Source organism: Chryseobacterium sp. Marseille-Q3244, assembly GCF_940807095.1.
Classification (GTDB): Bacteria; Bacteroidota; Bacteroidia; order Flavobacteriales; family Weeksellaceae; genus Chryseobacterium.
This window is the reverse complement of sequence record NZ_CALNWX010000010.1, coordinates 82063-102848: the sequence shown is the minus strand read 5'-3', so window position 1 is coordinate 102848 and position 20786 is coordinate 82063. Positions and strand designations below refer to the sequence as shown.

Here is a 20786-nt window from a genome sequence, read left to right as displayed (position 1 = left end):
TTTTTTAAAATAAATCAAAATACGTACCTGCTTTAAAGGTAAGTAAACTCAAAATAATAAGCCATAAGCTGGCCTCCTGCATCCAATATTTGGGTAAGAATCTCATCATTCTGCTTAGAATAATACTTGACGGAAATGCCAGAAGCAGCAAATATTCGTAGCTTTTATTCATATATAAAATGATGGTAACAAGCTGAGCTAATGAAAAGACCAGCAGAAAAGTATATTTGTATCTGCTTATCGGGCTTTTCTTATTATAATTTTGAAAATGGTCATATACGGCATAAATAAGCATCAATGCCACAGGAATTAAAGGGAGTAATTCTGTATAATCTGTCACCGGTTTCATCTTTCCAAACGGAAAATAATCAATATTCCATGTAGTGAACTGAACGAAATACATGACAGAAAAATAACTGAATGTAATCAGAATAACCCCTAAAAGGAATCTGAACAGGTTTAGCCCTACTTTGGCAGAGGTAGCCACCACATGAATAATTACAAAAACAGCCATCGGCCAGGTGGTTGGAAGGAAAATAAAGTTTAATGCTACGATGGCACCTACCAATACATATGACTTCTTCCTTATATCTTCATCTGCGCTGGTTAAAAGTAAGATCAGAAAGGAATTGGTTAATAATGAAACCGCAATTCCTATGTCTAGATTACCCGGATACAGCCCAAAAATAAAAAACGTATATAAGAATAATGGAAGATGCGTCTGATAATTAAGAGCAATGCTGTGAAAACAAAAATATCCCAAAGCAATTCCCAGAAAAGTAATTCCGGCAATAATTGCTTCGTAAGTATTGAAATTCAGTATGTTAAATATTACGACTACTAAAAGAAGACAACCAATATAAACAGGAATTGAAAAAATATTGCTTTCTTTTGAAAGTAATTTAAACATTTTTTATAAATTTGTACAAAGTTAATTTAAAAAAGGAAAATAATGACGTCTTTCTTTCTATTCTTAAGCAAAGTTTTCAAATCGAGTTTCGGGTTCTTTGATGCTTTTGGAAATGTTTTAAACTGGATTCTATTTATAGTTTGCTGTGTATTATTTACTTACTGGTGCTACGTGCTGGTAGTAACATTAGGTGGTGATAAAGATAAAGATTATTATTCTCCAACAGAGGGTAAGCACCCTTACTACGATCCGAATATCTACAAAAAAGAAGGTTAATTAATTGGTTATATAGTAAAAAACCGATCAAATAATTTATTTGATCGGTTTTTTTATTACTAACGATTAAAATTTTTTCTTACTTAGTCGTGTCGTGGATAGGAAGTACTAAAACAGGAACAGTTGAGCTTTTTGTCAGTCCTTTGGTAAGACTTCCTACAAAGACATCATAAATTCCGCTTCTCCCATGTGATCCCATCACAATATAATCTGCATTCTTTGCTTTGGCGTGTTCCAGGATGATATCTTTTGCCAATCCTTGTTTTAAAAGATGTTCACAATCGATATCATGGGCGATGATTCTTTGCTCAATTTTATTAAGCTGAACCAATTCTTCCCTGATTTCATTCGCTTCCACTTCCGGAAAATATTGAAATCCCATATCACCAATGGCAAAGCCGATATCTGATGGTGCAACATGGATCAGGTAAATTCTACCATTAAGTTGTTTTGCAAATTTTATGGCACCTTCCACCAGTTGGTCTGTTTTGTCCCCAAAATCTACGGGTAATACAATATTTATCATAACCTTTCATTTTGTTACCTAAAGATATGAAAAATTTACCAGACTTTTATATTAAATACTTATAATATTCGGATATCAAGGATTTTTTCATCTTGCAGATAAGCTTCCAGAATATCATTTTCATCTACTTTTCCAACTCCTTTTGGGGTACCGGTAAAAATAAGATCTCCCACTCTTAGAGTGAAATACTGAGAAGCAAAAGAAATAATATCATCAATATTGAATAACATATCTTTTGTATTACCATCCTGAACCTTATCTTTATTTTTTAATAACGAAAAAGAAAGGTTATCAAGGTTAAAATTCTCCTTTTTAAAGAAGCTTCCTACCACAGCAGAACCATCAAAACCTTTAGCAAGCTCCCAGGGTAAACCTTTTGATTTCAATTCACTCTGAAGATCTCTGGCTGTAAAATCAATTCCTAAGCTAAGCTCTTCGTAATGCTTGTGGGCGGTTTCCTTCTGGATGTATTTTCCACCTTTTGATACCTTTACCACTACTTCAAGTTCATAATGAATATCATTGGAGAATTCCGGAATATAAAAATCATTTCCTTTTAAAACCGCTGTATCTGGCTTCATGAAAATAACAGGGTTCTCAGGAACTTCATTTCCTAATTCTTTAGCGTGCTCGCTGTAGTTTCTTCCTATACAAATGATCTTCATAATTCTTTATTTATTTTGGACTGCATGGTTATGAGGAACGAGGCAATCTTCTGATTAATGTAAATATTTTATTGGAGTATTTATTCATGGGTAAATTCATTCCCACAATAGTAACATACAAATTTATGGCTTGTCAGAAATGAAATTCCAAAGAAACTGGTAGCCCTGTCATCCCTGTAAATATGATTAGAACCACATTTAGGACAAACAAAGTCAAACTCCGGGTTTTCAATAGTATGTTCTACTTCCAATGAGTATTGTTCATTGTCTTTATAATCCTGTAGAACCTGACCTGCTTTTTCCAGATCTTCTTCAAAAACCTGAAGCTGAATGCCACCTACAGCCTGAGACAGCAGCCAATCCGATTGAATAAGCTGTTCATTGGCAATGAAACTATTAATTCCGTTTTCAGCCAGAATCTGTTTGTCCCTATTCGCTTCAAGGGCAGTTTCATAAAATTTAAAACGAACCAGATCAGACATATTTATTTAAAATCTACTTGATAGTTGAATTTTGGTGAATACTTTTTTGGTATACAGTGGGAAATCTGCGTTCTGAAGCCATGCAAAGTATCCAAGATCTTTCTGGAACACAGCTTTTACTCCCTGTCCTTTATATTTTCCAAAGTTGAACACCTCTTCCTGCTTATCATTATATCCGATAAATCCGGCAAGGTCTGCATTTTTATTATGGAAAGTAAACTCGCTTAATGGAGCAATTTCATTCGGAATGTCATCATATTTTCCTACCTGAGCATCCAGAACTTCAAAAGTAGCCATTACATCCGCTTCTGCTGAGTGTGCATTTTCCAGTGTTTTTCCACAGTAAAACTGATACGCAGCGCCTAAATTTCTAGGTTCTTTTTTATGGAAAATAGTCTGTGCATCTACCAATCTGAATTTGCTAAGGTCAAAATCCATACCCACTCTTAGCAGCTCTTCAGCTAGAAGAGGGACGTCAAATCTGTTAGAATTAAAACCTCCCAGATCAGTGCCGGCAATCATTTCCATTACTTTAGAAGCGATTTCCCTGAAGGTAGGTGAATCTTTCACATCCTCATCATAAATTCCGTGAATTTCACTGCTTTCTTTAGGAATTGGCATTTCCGGATTCACACGCCATGTTTTGCTTTCTCTGGAGGCATCCGGATTTACTTTTAAGATACAAATTTCAACAATTTTATCTTTTCCGATGTTGGTTCCTGTCGTTTCCAGGTCAAAAATGCAAAGGGGTTTATGGAGTTTTAAGTTCATGTCTATAATTAATAATTTGAAAATGTGTTAATGTTAAAAATCAGAGTCCTTTCTGATTTCTATTTTAATTGTCTTTGAAAAATAAGTGATACCAATATATAATAGATGACCAGCATCGGAATTCCCACAATCTTGAAGATGGAAAGAATAGCAATCCCGCCAATCAATAATACTACTTTTGGATAGTTATCTTTTAACGCCTTGGATTTAAATTTCATTGCCATCATTTTGATCGGGCTGATAAGAAGCCATGACGTAAGGAATGCAAGGATGATAAGCAGTAACGCATTTTCAAAAAGGAAGCTGAAATTTCCGGTTTCCTTAAAAGCATAGTACAAACCAAATAAAAGAACGGTATTGGTTGGCGTATTTAATCCTTTAAAATAGTATCTCTGTTCCTCATCAAGATTGAAGATTGCAAGTCTTAAGCAGGAGAAAACAGTTACTACCAAACCAATATACTTAATTTCAAAAGGGAAATGAAGTCCAAGAAGCTCAGTTCCGAATGGCTCAAGGGCTTTATACATAGTAACCCCGGGGATAACTCCAAAACTCACCATATCTGCAAGAGAATCGAGCTGAAGCCCCAGATTAGAGTTTGATTTTAAGGCTCTGGCTACAAAACCGTCAAAAAAATCGAAAATAGAGGAGAGGACAAGGCATATTGCCGTTGTTTGATAGTCTCCCAAAATAAGATGTATTACACCCACGCATCCAGCAAATAGATTAGCCAGGGTTAAGGCATTAGCCAGATTATTCTTTATAAAACTCATAAGTACAAAATTACAGTTTTTAAAAATTCTAACTCAAAATAATATGTACTAAAAAACGCAATAAAGTGATTTTGATGTAAATTTGCCACATGAAATTTTTAAAAGGATTTAGAAAACAGGAAGTTCTGGCATTGCTTTACAGGATTTTTTTAGCCTATGCTTTTTATCAGATTGCAAGACTTTTATTCTGGTATTTTAATAAAGATCTGATTAAAGTAGACTCTGTTTCAGAGTATTTTAAACTGGCTTATCATGGTGCTGCTTTCGATACCACTGCTATATTGTATGTCAATGCGCTATTTATATTATTAAGTCTTCTTCCATTGGTCATTAATACCAAAAAAGAGTTTCAGAAAGTCCTTTTCTGGATTTATTTTCTGACGAACGGATTGGCGTATAGTATGAATTTCGGAGATTTTATTTATTATAAGTTCTCCCAGTCAAGGCTTACTTCAGCAGTATTTCAGGTAGCAGAGCATGAATCCAATGTTTCCCAGACGCTTATGATTTCTGTTGGTCAGCATCCTTTTGTGCTGATTTGGTTTATTGTTTTAATGGGATTATGGGTTTTCCTATATAAAAAAGTAAAAGTTGATGAAGCAAAGCCAGCTCAATTACTCCCTTATTTTTTATCTTCCATCGTTACTTTGTGTATTACAGCAGTCTTGGTAGTAGGAGGGATCAGAGGAGATTTCAAACACAGTACAAGGCCGATCAATATGGTGGATGCCACTCGTTTTGTAGCCAATCCACTACAGGGTAATTTGGTTCTCAATAGTACATTCTCATTCTTCAGAACTTTAAATACCAATAATTTTAAGGAAGTTCATTTTGTAGATCAAAAGTATATTGAAGAGAATGTACAGCCTCTTAAAATATATGATAGAAAGGTAGAAAACCGTCCCAATATTGTGATTTTTATAGTAGAATCTTTTGGGAGAGAGTATTCAGGAGCATTTAATAAAGATAAAAATATTAAAGATTACGTTTCGTACACTCCTTTTATGGATAGTCTGGCGACTCAGAGTCTTATTTTTCCAAATACTTTTGCTAACGGAAGGCAGTCTATTCATGGAATGAGCAGTGTATTGGCAGGAATTCCGAGTCTTACTGATGCTTTTACAGGTTCTCCATACTCCAATCAGAAAATTCAGTCTATTGTTTCTGTCTGTAATGATCTGGGCTATGATACCTCTTTCTATCATGGAGCTCCAAATGGCTCTATGGGATTCCTTGGATTTGGTAATATCTTAGGGTTTAAACATTATTTTGGGAAAACAGAATACAATCATGATGAGGATTTTGATGGAATGTGGGCCATCTGGGATGAACCCTTCCTTCAGTATTTTGCTAAGAATGTAGGAAAAAAACAACCTTTTATGACTACGGTTTTTACGGCGTCTTCTCACCATCCATTCAAAATTCCTGAGAAGTATCAAGGGAAATTTAAAAAAGGAAAAATAGAAATGCACGAGCCGATACAGTATACGGATTATGCAATAAAAAAATATTTTGAAACGGCTAAAAAGCAACCTTGGTTTCATAATACGATTTTTGTTTTCACAGGAGATCATACCAATCAGATTTACTATCCGGAATATGAAAAAGCGATGAACCGTTTTGCCGTTCCATTGGTATTATATTCCCCCAATCCAGCATATCAGCTTAAAGGAGAAAACCCTGAAATAGCTCAGCAAATAGATATTTATCCTACACTTGCAGACCTGATTGGGTATAATAAACCTATCAGAAGCTGGGGGAGAAGTTTGGTAAGTGATAAGAAATACCCAAGTATTATGGTCAATTCGGATGGAAATAATGAACAGTTTATGATTGGAAATTATATCTATCGTTTTGATGGCAAGGAAATTGTCGGAGTATATAATAAATCTGATCTTGCTCTTGAGAAGAACCTGATTAACCAGTTAAAAACACCTGAAGTAGAACAGGGAAAACAGACTGCAAAAGCATGGTATCAGGATTATATGGATAGAGTGATTAATAGAAAGCTGAATTAATAAATCTAATTATTTGCTCTTTTATGCTTTGTATAATAAAAGTTTTTGTTCGTTAAGAATTAATTTATATTTTTATCAATACATAGAAAAGTATATTGTATTAAAATTAAAACTATAGAAATATGAAAAAAATAATGTTAACATTCGCGCTTTCTTTATTTGGTGTGATGACATTTGCGCAGATAGAAGGAAAGTGGAAGACAATAGATGATGAAACAAAACAAGCTAAATCTATTGTAGAGATATTCAAAAAATCTGATGGGAAGTATTATGGGAAGGTTTCTCAATTATTAATAAAACCTGCTGATCCTAATTGCACAGTTTGTAAAGATGACAGAAAAGGTAAACCAATTTTAGGATTGGAAATCATCAGAGGATTGAAAAAAGAAGGGGATGAGTTTACCGGAGGTAGTATCACAGATCCTAAAACAGGAAAAACTTACAAATGTACCATTACAAAAAGCGGTGATAAGCTTAATGTAAGAGGGTATTTGGGATTATCATTATTAGGAAGAACCCAGGTTTGGGAGAAAGCTAATTAATATAAGTTTAAATAGAATTTTAAGATGACATTTCAGAAATGAAATGTCATTTTTTTGAAAAATAGGTAACGAAAATAAAATCGCCCCACTTATAAGGATAGGAGCAAAGGATAGAAGAAGCTGGAAACTATTGTTGGTTTTATGATAATTCCGTCAGTGAAAAAAGGCAATAAAAAGATATTTGGTTATTCTTTTAAGCCTACATAACCTCTCTTTTCCAGCCTCCAGCTTCCCTCCATCACAAAATATTCGTTCTTAGCTTATTATTAATATTGAGACTTCTCATTCAAATGAGGCACCTTTTTATTATGTGTATAATAAAAAAACACTATTTTTGTAGTCTAAATTTTTCAAGAAAATATGGCAGAATATACTTTTCGTGAGGTAATTGCGCAGGCAATGAGCGAGGAAATGCGTAAAGACGAATCCATTTACCTGATGGGGGAGGAAGTTGCAGAATATAATGGTGCATATAAAGCTTCAAAAGGAATGCTGGATGAATTTGGTCCAAAAAGAGTAATCGATACACCGATTGCAGAACTTGGATTTACAGGGATCTCTGTAGGAGCTGCAATGAATGGGAACAGACCTATCGTAGAATTTATGACATTCAATTTCTCCTTAGTAGGAATTGATCAGATTATTAATAATGCGGCGAAAATCCGTCAGATGAGTGGTGGACAGTGGAACTGCCCAATCGTTTTCCGTGGACCTACTGCTTCTGCAGGACAATTAGGAGCTACTCACTCTCAGGCTTTTGAAGGTTGGTTTGCCAACTGTCCTGGACTTAAGGTGGTAGTACCTTCAAACCCTTATGATGCAAAAGGATTGTTGAAAACGGCTATTCAGGATAATGACCCGGTGATCTTCATGGAATCTGAACAAATGTATGGTGATAAAATGGAAATTCCTGAAGAAGAGTACTACTTACCTATCGGAAAAGCAGATATCAAGAGAGAAGGTAAAGATGTTACTTTAGTTTCTTTTGGTAAGATCATGAAGTTGGCGATGCAGGCAGCTGAAGATATGGAGAAAGAAGGAATCTCTGTTGAAGTTATTGACCTTAGAACAGTTCGTCCTTTAGATTTTGATACTATTTTAGCATCCGTAAAGAAAACAAATAGATTGGTGATCTTAGAAGAAGCTTGGCCATTTGGTTCAATATCTTCTGAAATTACTTATATGGTACAGCAAAAAGCATTCGATTATTTAGATGCTCCAATCAAGAGAATTACTACTCCTGATGCACCTGCACCTTACTCTGCTGCATTATTTGCAGAATGGTTCCCTAAGCTTGAAAAAGTAAAAGAGGAAATCAAAAAAGCGATGTACGTTAAATAATGATATAGATTATAGAGAAAAACTTCCGAAAGGAAGTTTTTTCATTTATTATATTCATGAAGAAAAATTCTTAGGGTCATAAAATTGATATAAATTTGCGCTTTTAAAAAAATAAATTGGCTGATATGGCAGAAGTTACAGAAGGCGGTCATCACTTTGACCTAAAGAAGCTTTCATTTGTAGGCGTTATAGTTTCGCTTGGAATCGTTTTCGGAGATATTGGTACCTCACCACTCTATGTAATGAAGGCGATTGTGAATGCAAGAAAAGAAGGCGCTACGATGCCATTTGATGAATACATTGAAGGAGCATTATCCTGTATCATCTGGACATTGACGCTTCAGACTACCCTGAAATACGTGATTATTGCTTTAAGAGCAGATAACAAAGGGGAAGGTGGAATTCTTGCGTTGTATTCACTGGTAAAAAAACTCAAGAAAAAATGGCTGTATGTAGTCGCCATTATTGGAGCCTCCACGCTCGTAGCAGATAGTGTAATCACCCCTTCCTTAACGGTGATGTCTGCAATTGAAGGGTTAAAAATCTATAACCCCGAAACTCCGGTAGTTCTCATTACCTTAATCATTCTATTCATTGTTTTTGTCGTACAACAGTTCGGAACAGCTTCTATTGGAAAGTTCTTTGGACCTGTGATGGTGACCTGGTTCCTTGTTTTAGGAATTTCCGGATCAATGCATATTTTTGACCATATTGAGATCATCAGGGCTTTCAATCCAATGTATGCGTATAATCTGATTACGCATTCATCAAGTGCCATTGTAATTATGGGAGCCGTATTCCTGTGTACTACGGGAGCCGAAGCTTTATACTCGGATTTGGGACACTGTGGGGCAAAGAATATCAGAATCAGCTGGATTTTTGTTAAGCTTATGCTTATCCTAAACTATTTAGGACAGGGATCTTGGTTACTGGATAACTACCATCAGGTACATAACGGAGTGAATCCATTCTTTGGAATTATGCCGGAATGGGCTGTTCTACCAAGTGTAATCCTGGCTACTGCGGCAGCAATTATTGCCAGTCAGGCGGTTATTACAGGATCATTTACCATGTTCTCAGAAGCTATGTCTATTTCTTTCTGGCCGAATCAGCATATTGAATATCCTTCAGGGATTAAAGGACAGATGTATATTCCTAGAATTAACTGGGGGTTGATGGCTTTCTGTTTTGTAGTGGTAATATTCTTCCAGAAATCAGAACGTATGGAAGCTGCTTATGGACTTACCATTACCATTACCATGTTGATGACTACAATTCTTCTCTTATTCTGGCTGAGCCGTACAAGAGTGAGTAAGATTTTTATTGCAGGTTTTGCTGTTGTATATCTGTTCCTGGAATCAGGATTCTTCTATGCCAACGTCATTAAATTTGTAGATGGAGGTTGGTTAACAATGGTGTTAGGTGGATTTATCGCTGTATGTATGTACGCATGGTACAACGGAAGATTAATTAAAGCAAATTTCATCCAATATGTAAAAATTGATAAATACATTTCCATCCTTAAGGATATGAAGCTGGATGAAACCATTCCAAAATATGCAACAAACCTTGCTTATCTGAGCAGAGCTAAAAGAAATGATGAAGTAGAGTCCAAAATTATTTATTCCATCATCAAAAAACAGCCAAAAAGAGCAGATCATTACTTTATCCTGAGTATTGTGAATCAGGAGGATCCATATACATTCAAATATACGGTAGATGAAATTCTTCCTGGAACCGTGTATAAGATTAATTTCCTTTTAGGATTTAAGGTAGACCGAAGAATCAATGACTATTTCAATATGGTATTGAGAGATCTTATGGCAGATGGAACCATTCCTTCAAGAAGCAGCCATCCATCTCTAAGAGCGCATGATATACCGCCAGATTTGAAATATGTGATCATAGATAACACCTATATCAACGATATACTTTTAACTGTTAAACAGAAGATTACGCTTAATATTTACAACTTTGTGAAGTATATCGGAAGTGATGACTTTAAAGCATGGGGAGTGTCTTCGCACAACGTAGAAGTAGAATCTGCCCCTATTACGGAACTTACAGTTTATGATAATAAAATTGAACAGTCCGGATACTTCCGTCACAACTCATAATTCTGGAGTATTTAAACCATACTATCTATTTAAATAAAATTCAATAAATTTGTAGATAATTTTTTTAATGGATACAATACAAAAAGAAAAAAATATAGCTTTGATCAAGGATGTTTTAAGAAACTACTTATTAGAAAAAGGGTTCAGAAACACTCCTGAAAGATATACGATATTAGAAGAAATTTATAATATGGATCATCACTTCAATGTTGATGATCTGTATCTTCTGATGATGCAGAAGAAATACCATGTTTCTAAGGCGACTATTTATAATACTATTGAAATTTTCCTTGATGCCGGTTTAATCCGTAAGCATCAATTCGGAGAAAAGACCCTTACCTCTTCATCTTATGAGAAGTCTTATTTTGACAAACAGCATGACCACCTGGTGATCTACAAAAAAGACTCTGATAAAGAAATTGAAGAAATTATTGAATTCTGTGACCCAAGAATTCAAGGAATCAAAGAAGCCATTGAAGAAGCATTTGGCGTAAAAATTGATTCTCATTCGCTATATTTCTATGGCACTAAGAATGACTAATTAATGAGAAAAATCCTTTTTCTGTTTATCTTTATTTCTACGCTTAGTTTTGCGCAGGATAAAACTCCTGTGAAGAGAGATCCCTATTTACAGACTCCTTCACCTGCAAAACCACAGCCGTTGAAACCTGAAGATAAAATAAAACTTATCAACGCAGATAAAATTATTAAAGATCCCACAAAGTATGATGGTAATCAGTATTTCGTAGGAAATGTTCAGATAGAACAAAAGGGATCTATACTTACCGCAGATGAAGTTGTTTTGTATAGTGAAGAAAACTTTGCTAAAGCAATTGGAAACGCAAAACTTCAAAATGCTGATGGTTCTGTGATTACCGCAGGAGAAATGGAATATGATGGGAATACCCAAAAAGGTGTTGCCAGAAAAAATGTTGTTTTAACAGATCCTAAGCAGACCATTAAAACTGATATTTTGTATTATGATAAACTGTCGAGCCAGGCTTATTTTAATACAGGAGGTACCATTTCTGACAACCAAGGGAATGTGATGTATACCAAATCCGCAACCTATTTTCTCGACACCAAAATGATTGATTTTGTAGGAAATGTGAAAATAGACAATGCTCAATACATCATTGAAGGAGTTAATATCAAGCAGAATCAAAATACCAAAGTAGCCGAATTTTTTGGACCGACTACCATTACCAATAGAGCTAATCCTAAAAACAGGGTTTACACAGAAAGAGGAACCTATAGAATGGAAACCAAAGAAGCTTTCCTGAATAAAAATTCCAAGATCTTTTATAATGATAAAATCCTTACCGGTGATGATATGTATTTTAATCAGATCACAGGTTTTGGAAAAGCTACAGGTAATGTAAAACTGGATGATCCGAAAGAAAGAAGATACATGAAAGGAGGATATGGTGAAATCTTTGAGAAAAAAGATTCTTCAATGATGACTAAAAATCCCTATGCTGTAAAAATTATGGAAAAAGATACCGCGTATTTTGCAGCAGAAAAGATTATCTCTTATCAAAAACCGGATTCTTTAGATATCAGTATAAAGAAAAGCTTTTTAAGAGCCTATAAAAAAGCAAGGATGTATAAATCCAATGCACAAGGAAGAGCAGACTCTATTGCTTTTAATGAGACGGATGGTGTTATGCACATGTATACAAAACCCATTTTATGGAGTGGCGAAAAGCAGGTGACAGGAGATAAAGTGGAAGCCTATTTTAATACTAAGAATGAAAATATAGACTCCTTAAAAGTAATCGGAAATGCCTTTGCTATTAGTAAAGTAGATTCTTTAACCCTGAAAGATGAATTCAATCAGGTGAAAGGTAAATATATGACCGTTTACTATCAGGGTAATGATATTAAAGAGGCCAGAGTGGTTGGAAATGCACAGTCTATTGCTTATGTAGATGATGTAAACAAAGAAACCCAAAAGCCTGAAAGAATTGGAATCACACTTTCAGCTTGCGGTATTATTGGTGCCTTGTTTGAGGAAAGAGCCTTGCAGATTATTTCTTGTAGTATTGGGGCTACCGCAGATACCTATCCGATGAGTAAAATAGAACCTTCAAGAAGAAAGTTTCCTGATTTTAACTGGAATACTAAAGACCGGATCAGGAAATGGCAGGATATACTGGTAGACACTCCGAATTATGAAGAAACCAAATATTCTTCTGATAACGAGCTGTATGACCAGGCCCAGGAAGTTATAGAAAAACAACGGGCCAAAGAAGAGGCTAAGAAGCCAAAAAGAGTAAGAAAATAATTACAATATAAACCGCTTTATTTTAAAGCGGTTTTTTGTTTTTTTATGCTTAGACTGATAAAATTACTCTTAATAACTTAAGAGTAATTTTTATTACCGATCAATAATTTCGGCGTTTGACGAATCTTTTATAGCTTTGCTGAAATTTTTTGAGACAATGGAAATGCACAAAGATTTTTTTATATATCAGGCACAAACCACAAAATTTGCTGCAGGTTTTGAAGTTGAAAAAGCGGAAGGAAATTATATCTATGGGACAGACGGGAAAAAATACCTTGATTTTGTAGCGGGAGTTTCTGCCAATACATTGGGACACTCCCATCCCAAAATAGTCAACGCGATCAAGGAACAGGCTGATAAATATCTTCATGTAATGGTATACGGAGAGTATGCTCAGGAAAAACCAATTGCATTATGTAAATTACTTGCAGAAGCTACTCCGGAACCTCTGGAGGTAACGTATCTGGTGAATAGCGGTGCAGAAGCTATTGATGGAAGTTTGAAGCTGGCTAAAAGATATACAGGAAGAGAGGAGATTATTTCTTTTAAAAACTCTTATCATGGAAACACCCATGGAGCATTAAGTGTTTCAGGAAATGAAAATCATAAAAGAGAATTCCGCCCATTGTTGCCTATGATTACTTTTATTGAATTCAATAATGAAAATGAGTTTGATAAGATTACAGAAAAAACAGCCTGTGTAATTCTGGAAACCATTCAAGGGGCTGCGGGGTTTCTGGTACCGAATGTCGATTATTTGATTAAACTAAAAAGAAGATGTGAAGAAGTAGGAGCACTTTTAATTCTGGATGAAATTCAGCCTGGGTTTGGAAGAACAGGAAAACTGTTTTCATTTGAACATTTCGGAATTGTTCCGGACATTCTTGTGATGGGAAAAGGAATGGGAGGCGGTGTTCCGGTAGGAGCCTTCATGAGTTCCAGAAAAATTATGGAAACGTTATCTCATTCTCCGAAGTTAGGTCACGTTACTACTTTTGGAGGAAATCCACTGATTGCTGCAGCCAGCTATGCTACTTTGAAAGAAGTGCTGGAAAGCGGTCTAATGGAAGAGATCGAAGAGAAGGAGAAGCTGTTCAGAGAACTTTTGGTACATCCGAAGATTAAAAATATTAATGGTAAAGGTCTGATGCTGGCAGTAAATCTTGGAGAACCTGAGTATACTTTACATGTTGCTAAAAAATGTATGGAAAAAGGGCTTATTGTATTCTGGCAGTTGTACAGAAATGAATATTTGAGAATCTCTCCACCCCTTACATTATCTCTTGATGAAATTCGAGAAGGTTGTCAGATTATACTTGATATTCTGAATGAAGATTAAAGATAAAGTCTCTCCAAACGGGGAGATTTTTTTTATGCTTTACATGGTAATTTTAAAGGCTAATACTTAACATAATACATATTTATAATCTCTGATAAATATCATGCATATTCTTTAAAAAAGTAACTGCAATTTTGTGTAATAAAAAAATTAATTTATATATTGCGGGACGATAAAAACAAAGATTATATGGCGAAACATAAAGTCCATTACGAATTCCCAATGCATTGTTTATCAGAGATTTTATACGAATATCTGGCTACAGCGGAGGGGTTGTCTGAATGGTTTGCGGATGAGGTTACAGAGAAAGGCGATGATTTCTTTTTTAGCTGGGGTGGAGGACCTGCTGAAAAGGCCACTTTGATCAGATATAAGCCTGAAGGTTTCGTGCGTTTCAGATGGGAAGAAGATGAAGGAACGAAAAACTTCTTTGAAATGACTATCACTATAGATGATATTACAGAAGATTTGGCACTGAATATTACAGATTTCTGTGAAGAAGGTGACGAAGAAGAAAACGCAATGTATTGGGAAAATCTTATTGAGAATCTCAGAATAAAATTAGGTGCTGCATAATGCAGGGCTGTATCAAATGATAAAACTGATGAACGATTTATCGTTCATTATTTTTTTGTAAATAAATCACATCAAAAATTGGAAAATCAATATTTTACATCGGACGCATTGAATGTAAAGAACAGAGCCTTTCTTTGGGGCGATGCAGTGAAGGTTTCTTTCTTTGTAAGAGACGGTAAATTGATCATGGATGAAGAATGTTATTTCTTCCTGATGGCTTCCATGAGAAAGATGAGAATGAATATTCCTTTAACTTATACCCTGGAGTTTTTTCAGTCTTTATTCCAAAAGGATATTATAGACGGCAAAGGAATAAAAAATGGAATTATTAATTTCCAGGTATTTAGAAATCAGGATGCTGTGACATTGGCGAAATCTTCAATTTCTTATTTTTATGAAGTTGAAGAGATGGACGATATACTTGCGGTTCATCAGAGACCTTTGGAGCTGGATATGATTAAGGAAATTAATGTAAATAATAATCTTTTAAGCAATATTAGAGTACACAGCCCGGAAAATATCTATGGAGGAATTTATGCTCAGGAAAATGATCTTGATGATGTTATTCTTTTAAACCCTAATAAAAGAATTGCCCGTACTACTTCCGGTAACCTTTTATTGATGGAAGGTGATATTATTAAAGTTCCAAAACAGACAGAGGGGGCTTACATCTCGCCTTTAATGGAAAATTTTGTTACTTTCTTACATAAAAATAAACTGGCTGATATCCAGGAGCATGAGATTATTGCATTTGAATCTCAGAAAGCAGAAGAGATTTTAATGATTTCTGATGAGAAAGGCATATTTTCTGTAGGTAAAATAAGAAATAAAACCTTTGAAACTTCCCGATTTACAGAATTGGTAGAAAGTTGGAAAAAGAGTTTTAACTCATAAAATTGACAAACCCGGTAAACAACAAAGTTACAAAGTCCTTTACCGGGTTTTATTCTGAGTAAATCAGAAATTGTTTCTATATTTAATTTCCGTTGATAATGTCAACGAATTTTCTTGCGATTTCTTTTTGTCCGCTTTCACTGGTAATATAAGTTCTGTCTGCAGAATTATTGATAAATCCAAGCTCAACCAATACAGCAGGTGCTTTGGTTTCTCTTAAAATATGAAGATTATTACGTTCTTCAATTTTACGGACATTAAATTTTTTATAGATTTTTCCCGCCAGTTTCTTAGAGTCTTCAGCATTTTGAACATATATTTCAGTTCCATGTTTAGGTGTTTCTGCCTGAGGAGAAGTATTAACATGGAGTGAAATGACCATTTCCGGATTCAGTTTGTTGATTTGATTCGTTCTTTCAGAAAGACTTGGGTAAGTATCTTCATTTCTTATTAAAATCACTTCGTATTGCTCCTGCTTTTCATTAAGTTTTTGAATTTCTTTCGCGATTTTTAATGTGATATCTTTTTCACTAAAGCGGCCATAGACGGCACAATTATCATTTCCGCCATGACCGGCATCGATGATAATATATTTCTTGTTAAGAGGAGTGAATGATAAAAAAGCAGTCGAAAAGATTGATAAAGCAAGTAATGTAATACCTTTCATTTCAGTGATTTTTGGTTTTCCAAAGAACGGGAAAAGTTTCTTTAAAATTGGTTAACGAAATATTAAAATTTGTTAATTATTTTATTGATCTGAAAGAGATATTGCTAATTTAATGAAATATCCTCAGGAGAATTAGCCCAAAGTAAGAATTCTCCGCCAAGATTCTGCATGATAGATTTCCATAAAGTCTGATCATTCGGAAGAGTGTAATCCAGATTATAAACATCTACGACGGTCCACATCTTTCTCTGAACCTCACTATCCAGTTGATTAGGGGCCCATCCAGAATATCCGGAAAAGATTTTGATATTGTGAATATCCAGTTCATTAGCCAAAACAGCATTGATGATCCGTTCAATATCTTCAGTAAGATAAAATTCATCAGTGATATCAGTATAGACTTCAGTCACTTTTTCATCTCCTTTTACAATGAAAAATACCTTGTCATTTTCTACAGGACCACCATCATAGACCTCGATCTTAAAATCGAAGAAATCTTTGAATTTGCTACTCATCTGGCTGTTTTTTTTATTCAGGATCAAACCAAAAGCTCCACTTTCGTTATGTTCAATAACCAATACTACCGATCTGGAAAAAATATCGCCGGAAATGTCAGGTGTCGAGATTAATATTTTACCTTTGTATGAGTGATTCATACTCAAATTTAATAAAAAATATTTATGGAAAACCTGCACGACAAAAGAAAAGTGTATGATAAATCCCAACTTATTGAAAGTGAGATAAAACAAAATCCAATTGAGCAGTTTAGAGACTGGTTTTTGGATGCGAGCGAGAGCCCTGAGGTCTCGGAAGCTAATGCCATGGCAGTATCTACGGTAGAGGAAGATGGTTGCCCGAGAACAAGAATGGTATTGTTGAAGGCGTACACTCATGAAGGGTTTATTTTTTATACCAATTACAACAGTAGAAAAGGAAAAGCAATAGAAAACAATCATAAAGCTTGCCTGCACTTTTTCTGGCCTAACCTGGAGAGGCAGATTATCATTAAAGCTGATCTTGAAAAAGTAGCAGAGAACTTGAGTGATGGTTATTTTCATTCAAGACCGAAAGGAAGCCAGTTAGGTGCTGTAGTTTCTCCACAAAGTCAGGAAATTCCTAACCGTGAATTTCTGGAAGAAAAATTAAAAGACCTTGAAAAAGAATACGAAAACGTAGAAGTTCCAAGACCAGATCATTGGGGAGGATACCTTGCAAAACCTTATGAAATTGAATTCTGGCAGGGAAGACCTAATCGTCTTCACGATAGAATTGTTTATACGTTGGATGGTCTGGACTGGAAGATTTCCCGACTGGCTCCATAAGGAATAGGTTGTAGGTATAGGGATAGGATGTCCAGAATTTACCTAAAATCTATTCATTGTCAAAGACAAGAAGGAAAGTATCACATAAAGTTGTATACATCGATAGAAGCGGGCTAAAGCCCGCTTATTTATTAATATTAATGTTTTCATTCTCTTTACAACCTTCCTCCATTCTAATCACTTAATTTGGATCTAAACCGTAGAAATATTGATAAAAGAAATTAGAAGGCTTGTAGATTGTTTAGAATAACACCCGGTTCATGTTAAATCATAATATTTTACTAAGCAGAGTGCTGTTATAAAAGTTTTTCCTAATATCTGAATATTCCTCTGTTACTCTATTGACTTATATTTACATATAGGAATTCATAATCTAATATCCGTAATTATAAGACAAAAAAAAGACCGTTTCCTGGAAACGGTCTTGAATTTTTGTAATCTGAATGATTATTTTTTCTTAGCACCAGAAACTGCGTTTGATAAATCAGCTCCAGCCTTGAATTTAGCAACTTTTTTAGCAGCAATTTTGATTGGTTTTTTAGTTGCAGGGTTGATCCCTTGTCTAGCCGCTCTCTCAGCTACTGAGAAAGTACCGAAACCTACTAAAGAAACTTTTCCGTCTTTTTTCTTTAAAGTAGAAGTTACGTTACCAATGAAAGATTCTAAAGCAGCTTTTGCTGCAACTTTAGTGATACCTGCATCTTTTGCGATTGCGTCGATTAATTCAGACTTGTTCATAATTTTTAATATTAAAGTTAGTTCGTAATTATAGCAAATATAATACTATTTTCTAATTGTGCAATTTTTTTATAAAAACTTATGCAAATTTTTTACTTTTCAGTGAAAACAGTTAAAATATGATAATTCGTATTTCAACGAAAAATCTACGTTACGGGTTACTAAAATCATGCCAAATGCTTATGTTTATTGACTTTAGCAAAAAGTTAATATTATTTCCTGTATTTATTAAATCCTAAATTGTGTGTAAAGTATTGATGTTTTTAAGAATATAATTGTTAATAATATAACTAATGATCTCTTTTTTTGTGTTTTATAAAATTAAACCCCGTTGTTTATGGGAGTTTTTTAATGGTAGTGAAGGTCTGTTTTATTAATTTTTATTAATAAATTTGCAGCATGTTAATAGAAGTTTTTAAGTCCAAGATCCATAGGGTACGAGTGACAGCCTCAGACCTTAATTATATAGGAAGTATAACGATAGATGAAGATCTTATAGAAGCTGCCGGTTTGGTAGTGGGAGAAAGGGTCTATATCGTCAATGTGAACAACGGAGAACGTTTTGATACATATGTTATCAAAGGGAAAAGAAAATCCGGAGAAGTATGTCTTAACGGGCCTGCCGCAAGAAAAGTACAGAAGGATGACATTATCATCATTATTGCTTATGCGCAGATGACTCCTGAAGAAGCTAAAGACTTCCAGCCGAAGATCGTTTTCCCGGATGAAAAAACAAACCTTCTTACGTAATTCATGGAGAAAACATCAAAAAATCTTTTAAAATCAATACTTACAATAGTAATATCGCTTGCTTTTGCAGGCTTTTTTTTATGGCTTGCCTTACGGGGACTTGATTTTAAAGTGATTCAACAGTCATTGGCTAAAGCTAATTATCTTTGGGTATTATTTGCCTCTGTTTTTGGCCTTCTTGCTTATTGGTTCAGAGCGATTCGATGGAACCTGATGCTGGAACCGATGGGACATAGCATTTCCAATTCAAACTCACTTTGGTCTATTTCATTTGGATATTTAATGAACCTGACAATTCCAAGGAGTGGAGAGCTGGCAAGAGCTACCGCTTTATATGGTGTAGAAAAAGTACCTGTAGACCAATCTTTTGGAACAATTATTCTGGAAAGAGTGGTAGATTTAATCTGTATGCTTGGTTTTCTCGGGCTGACATTATTGTTTAAATATGAAGCTATTTTGTCATTCTATGAAAATTCAGGAGTTACTATTAATCCTAACAAAATTTTACTTGTTCTTTCTGTATTAATTGGAGGTACGGTTTTGTTTTTTGCTTTTAAAAAGAGATTGGCAAATATTCCATTTCTAGGTAAGATTGTCAATTTTATAGATGGGATTTTTCAGGGACTGACTACTATTTTCAAATTAAAACAAAAAGGGAAATTTATATTATATACACTGGGAATCTGGATTTCCTATTATTTTGCAGCTTATCTGGTGTGTTTTGCACTTCCTGAAACTTCTGCATTTACCTTTGCAGATGGTTTCTTCATTATTGTCGTAGGAACATTAGGAATGATTATTCCGGCGAGTGGTGGGATAGGTGCTTATAATCTGGCGATGAAATATGGTTTTATGGCTCTTTTTATCTCAGTAGGGAAAAGTGCTGACCTTGGTGGTGAAATGGGGCTGACCTATTCTTTTATTTCTTTACCGCTTCAGATAGTGATTATGTTGGTAATGGGACTTATTTCTATTCCTATGTTAGCCAAAGCAAGAAATGAAGCTGCTTCAGAAAAGGTTTTTAAATAATTAATTCAACAATTATATGATATAAAGGTTCAGTTTTTTAATTGGACCTTTTTTATTGTCTTTTATTTCAAGGGAGGAATTAGACTTACTTGTCTTATATCCATTATTTTTAGCAAATAAATTTGGTCAGTTCGTAAATCAAATCTATCTTAATGGAAAAAATAATTCATAACATAAAATACTATGGCAATTAATCTACAGAAAGGACAAAAGATCGAGATCGGACTGACTAAAATGACGATAGGACTTGGTTGGGATCCTAATGAAGGGACAGGCTACGACTTCGATCTTGATGCTTCAGCAATTATGATCGATTCTGAAAGAAAATTAGTAAGCGAGGAATATTTTGTTTTTTATAATAATTTAAATTCACCGGATGGAGCTCTTACCCATACCGGAGATGATCCAAGTGGAAAGAACAGTGACGGGGATGATGATGAGGCAATCATTATTGATCTTGATAAAGTAGATTCAAGAGTTGAGGAAATTCTTTTTGTGGTAACTATTGAAGACTTTGAAAGAAGAAAACAGAACTTCGGACAGGTAAGAAATTCTTATATCAGAGTGGTAGATAACAGTACTCACCAGGAGATTGCAAAATATGAACTGGATGAAGACTTTTCCATTGAAACAGGAGTAGAATTCGGAAGACTGTATAAAAGAAACGGAAGCTGGAAGTTTGAAGCTTCAGGAATCGGATACAGAGCAGATCTTGGCTTCTTCCTTGAAAAATATTATAAAGGACAAATCATCAAATAAACAT

Annotated in this window: 23 protein-coding genes; 14 read left to right on the top strand and 9 right to left on the bottom strand. The window is 34.7% G+C overall.

The genetic code is table 11. From position 1 onward, the window contains the following. Positions 1 to 4 precede the first annotated feature (4 nt). On the bottom strand, positions 5 to 910 hold the full coding sequence (locus NBX25_RS17360) for a DUF6427 family protein (RefSeq protein WP_123910225.1): 906 nt from the start codon (positions 908 to 910) through the stop codon (positions 5 to 7). A gap of 42 nt (positions 911 to 952) precedes the next feature. Between NBX25_RS17360 and NBX25_RS17355 the strand changes: the two genes are divergently transcribed. Then, entirely contained in the window at positions 953 to 1186 is a 234-nt protein-coding gene (locus NBX25_RS17355; RefSeq protein WP_123910226.1) for a DUF6341 family protein, read from the top strand. Positions 1187 to 1265: 79 nt separating this feature from the next. Here the strand turns inward: NBX25_RS17355 and NBX25_RS17350 are convergent, their stop codons facing one another. From NBX25_RS17350 to NBX25_RS17330, 5 genes are all read right to left on the bottom strand, one after another. After that, the gene (locus tag NBX25_RS17350) at positions 1266 to 1712 is read right to left on the bottom strand and encodes a universal stress protein (protein ID WP_123910227.1); all 447 of its coding nucleotides are present in this window, start codon (positions 1710 to 1712) and stop codon (positions 1266 to 1268) included. 59 nt (positions 1713 to 1771) lie between these two features. Further along, complete coding sequence (locus NBX25_RS17345) at positions 1772 to 2377, bottom strand: fumarylacetoacetate hydrolase family protein (RefSeq protein ID WP_250254553.1); 606 nt, start codon at positions 2375 to 2377, stop codon at positions 1772 to 1774. An 80-nt stretch (positions 2378 to 2457) separates the two neighbouring features. Continuing rightward, positions 2458 to 2859: a putative signal transducing protein gene (locus NBX25_RS17340; protein ID WP_250254552.1), complete on the bottom strand. Its 402-nt coding sequence runs from the start codon at positions 2857 to 2859 to the stop codon at positions 2458 to 2460. A gap of 6 nt (positions 2860 to 2865) precedes the next feature. Beyond that, positions 2866 to 3630, bottom strand: coding sequence for a 3'-5' exonuclease (locus NBX25_RS17335; protein ID WP_123910230.1), 765 nt, complete (start codon positions 3628 to 3630; stop codon positions 2866 to 2868). A 59-nt stretch (positions 3631 to 3689) separates the two neighbouring features. After that, complete coding sequence (locus NBX25_RS17330; protein WP_250254551.1) at positions 3690 to 4403, bottom strand: CDP-alcohol phosphatidyltransferase family protein; 714 nt, start codon at positions 4401 to 4403, stop codon at positions 3690 to 3692. An 89-nt stretch (positions 4404 to 4492) separates the two neighbouring features. Between NBX25_RS17330 and NBX25_RS17325 the strand changes: the two genes are divergently transcribed. The 9 genes from NBX25_RS17325 to NBX25_RS17285 all read left to right on the top strand — a co-directional run bounded on the left by NBX25_RS17325 (position 4493) and on the right by NBX25_RS17285 (position 15517). Beyond that, positions 4493 to 6421, top strand: coding sequence for an LTA synthase family protein (locus tag NBX25_RS17325; RefSeq protein WP_250254550.1), 1929 nt, complete (start codon positions 4493 to 4495; stop codon positions 6419 to 6421). 122 nt (positions 6422 to 6543) lie between these two features. Then, on the top strand, positions 6544 to 6963 hold the full coding sequence (locus NBX25_RS17320; protein WP_123910233.1) for a DUF2147 domain-containing protein: 420 nt from the start codon (positions 6544 to 6546) through the stop codon (positions 6961 to 6963). A gap of 360 nt (positions 6964 to 7323) precedes the next feature. Further along, on the top strand, positions 7324 to 8304 hold the full coding sequence (locus tag NBX25_RS17315) for a pyruvate dehydrogenase complex E1 component subunit beta (RefSeq protein ID WP_045500521.1): 981 nt from the start codon (positions 7324 to 7326) through the stop codon (positions 8302 to 8304). Positions 8305 to 8429: 125 nt separating this feature from the next. Continuing rightward, positions 8430 to 10421 (top strand): KUP/HAK/KT family potassium transporter, encoded by a 1992-nt coding sequence (locus tag NBX25_RS17310; RefSeq protein WP_123910234.1) that lies wholly within the window; start codon positions 8430 to 8432, stop codon positions 10419 to 10421. 67 nt (positions 10422 to 10488) lie between these two features. Beyond that, positions 10489 to 10962: a Fur family transcriptional regulator gene (locus tag NBX25_RS17305; protein WP_002976876.1), complete on the top strand. Its 474-nt coding sequence runs from the start codon at positions 10489 to 10491 to the stop codon at positions 10960 to 10962. Positions 10963 to 10965: 3 nt separating this feature from the next. Further along, complete coding sequence (locus NBX25_RS17300; protein ID WP_123910236.1) at positions 10966 to 12708, top strand: OstA-like protein; 1743 nt, start codon at positions 10966 to 10968, stop codon at positions 12706 to 12708. Between the two features lie 163 nt (positions 12709 to 12871). Further along, positions 12872 to 14047 (top strand): aspartate aminotransferase family protein, encoded by a 1176-nt coding sequence (locus tag NBX25_RS17295; RefSeq protein ID WP_250254606.1) that lies wholly within the window; start codon positions 12872 to 12874, stop codon positions 14045 to 14047. A gap of 189 nt (positions 14048 to 14236) precedes the next feature. Beyond that, the gene (locus NBX25_RS17290; protein ID WP_034696870.1) at positions 14237 to 14623 is read left to right on the top strand and encodes an START-like domain-containing protein; all 387 of its coding nucleotides are present in this window, start codon (positions 14237 to 14239) and stop codon (positions 14621 to 14623) included. A 78-nt stretch (positions 14624 to 14701) separates the two neighbouring features. Next, positions 14702 to 15517 carry an aminotransferase class IV gene (locus NBX25_RS17285; RefSeq protein ID WP_123910240.1) on the top strand — a complete coding sequence of 272 codons (816 nt, stop codon included), beginning with the start codon at positions 14702 to 14704 and terminating at the stop codon, positions 15515 to 15517. Positions 15518 to 15599: 82 nt separating this feature from the next. Here NBX25_RS17285 and NBX25_RS17280 read toward each other — a convergent pair whose 3' ends face one another. After that, the gene (locus NBX25_RS17280; RefSeq protein WP_250254549.1) at positions 15600 to 16184 is read right to left on the bottom strand and encodes an N-acetylmuramoyl-L-alanine amidase family protein; all 585 of its coding nucleotides are present in this window, start codon (positions 16182 to 16184) and stop codon (positions 15600 to 15602) included. A gap of 104 nt (positions 16185 to 16288) precedes the next feature. Next, positions 16289 to 16840 carry a YqgE/AlgH family protein gene (locus tag NBX25_RS17275; protein ID WP_250254547.1) on the bottom strand — a complete coding sequence of 184 codons (552 nt, stop codon included), beginning with the start codon at positions 16838 to 16840 and terminating at the stop codon, positions 16289 to 16291. Between the two features lie 24 nt (positions 16841 to 16864). Here NBX25_RS17275 and pdxH point away from each other — a divergent pair, with 24 nt between their 5' ends. Then, positions 16865 to 17506, top strand: coding sequence for a pyridoxamine 5'-phosphate oxidase (gene pdxH, locus NBX25_RS17270; RefSeq protein WP_250254545.1), 642 nt, complete (start codon positions 16865 to 16867; stop codon positions 17504 to 17506). A gap of 447 nt (positions 17507 to 17953) precedes the next feature. Here the strand turns inward: pdxH and NBX25_RS17265 are convergent, their stop codons facing one another. After that, on the bottom strand, positions 17954 to 18244 hold the full coding sequence (locus NBX25_RS17265) for an HU family DNA-binding protein (RefSeq protein ID WP_027379880.1): 291 nt from the start codon (positions 18242 to 18244) through the stop codon (positions 17954 to 17956). Between the two features lie 399 nt (positions 18245 to 18643). Here NBX25_RS17265 and panD point away from each other — a divergent pair, with 399 nt between their 5' ends. From panD to NBX25_RS17250, 3 genes are all read left to right on the top strand, one after another. Next, the gene (gene panD / locus NBX25_RS17260) at positions 18644 to 18994 is read left to right on the top strand and encodes an aspartate 1-decarboxylase (RefSeq protein ID WP_002976902.1); all 351 of its coding nucleotides are present in this window, start codon (positions 18644 to 18646) and stop codon (positions 18992 to 18994) included. 3 nt (positions 18995 to 18997) lie between these two features. Continuing rightward, positions 18998 to 20023 carry a lysylphosphatidylglycerol synthase transmembrane domain-containing protein gene (locus NBX25_RS17255; RefSeq protein WP_250254543.1) on the top strand — a complete coding sequence of 342 codons (1026 nt, stop codon included), beginning with the start codon at positions 18998 to 19000 and terminating at the stop codon, positions 20021 to 20023. A 183-nt stretch (positions 20024 to 20206) separates the two neighbouring features. Then, positions 20207 to 20782: a TerD family protein gene (locus NBX25_RS17250; RefSeq protein WP_250254541.1), complete on the top strand. Its 576-nt coding sequence runs from the start codon at positions 20207 to 20209 to the stop codon at positions 20780 to 20782. Positions 20783 to 20786: the final 4 nt, after the last annotated feature.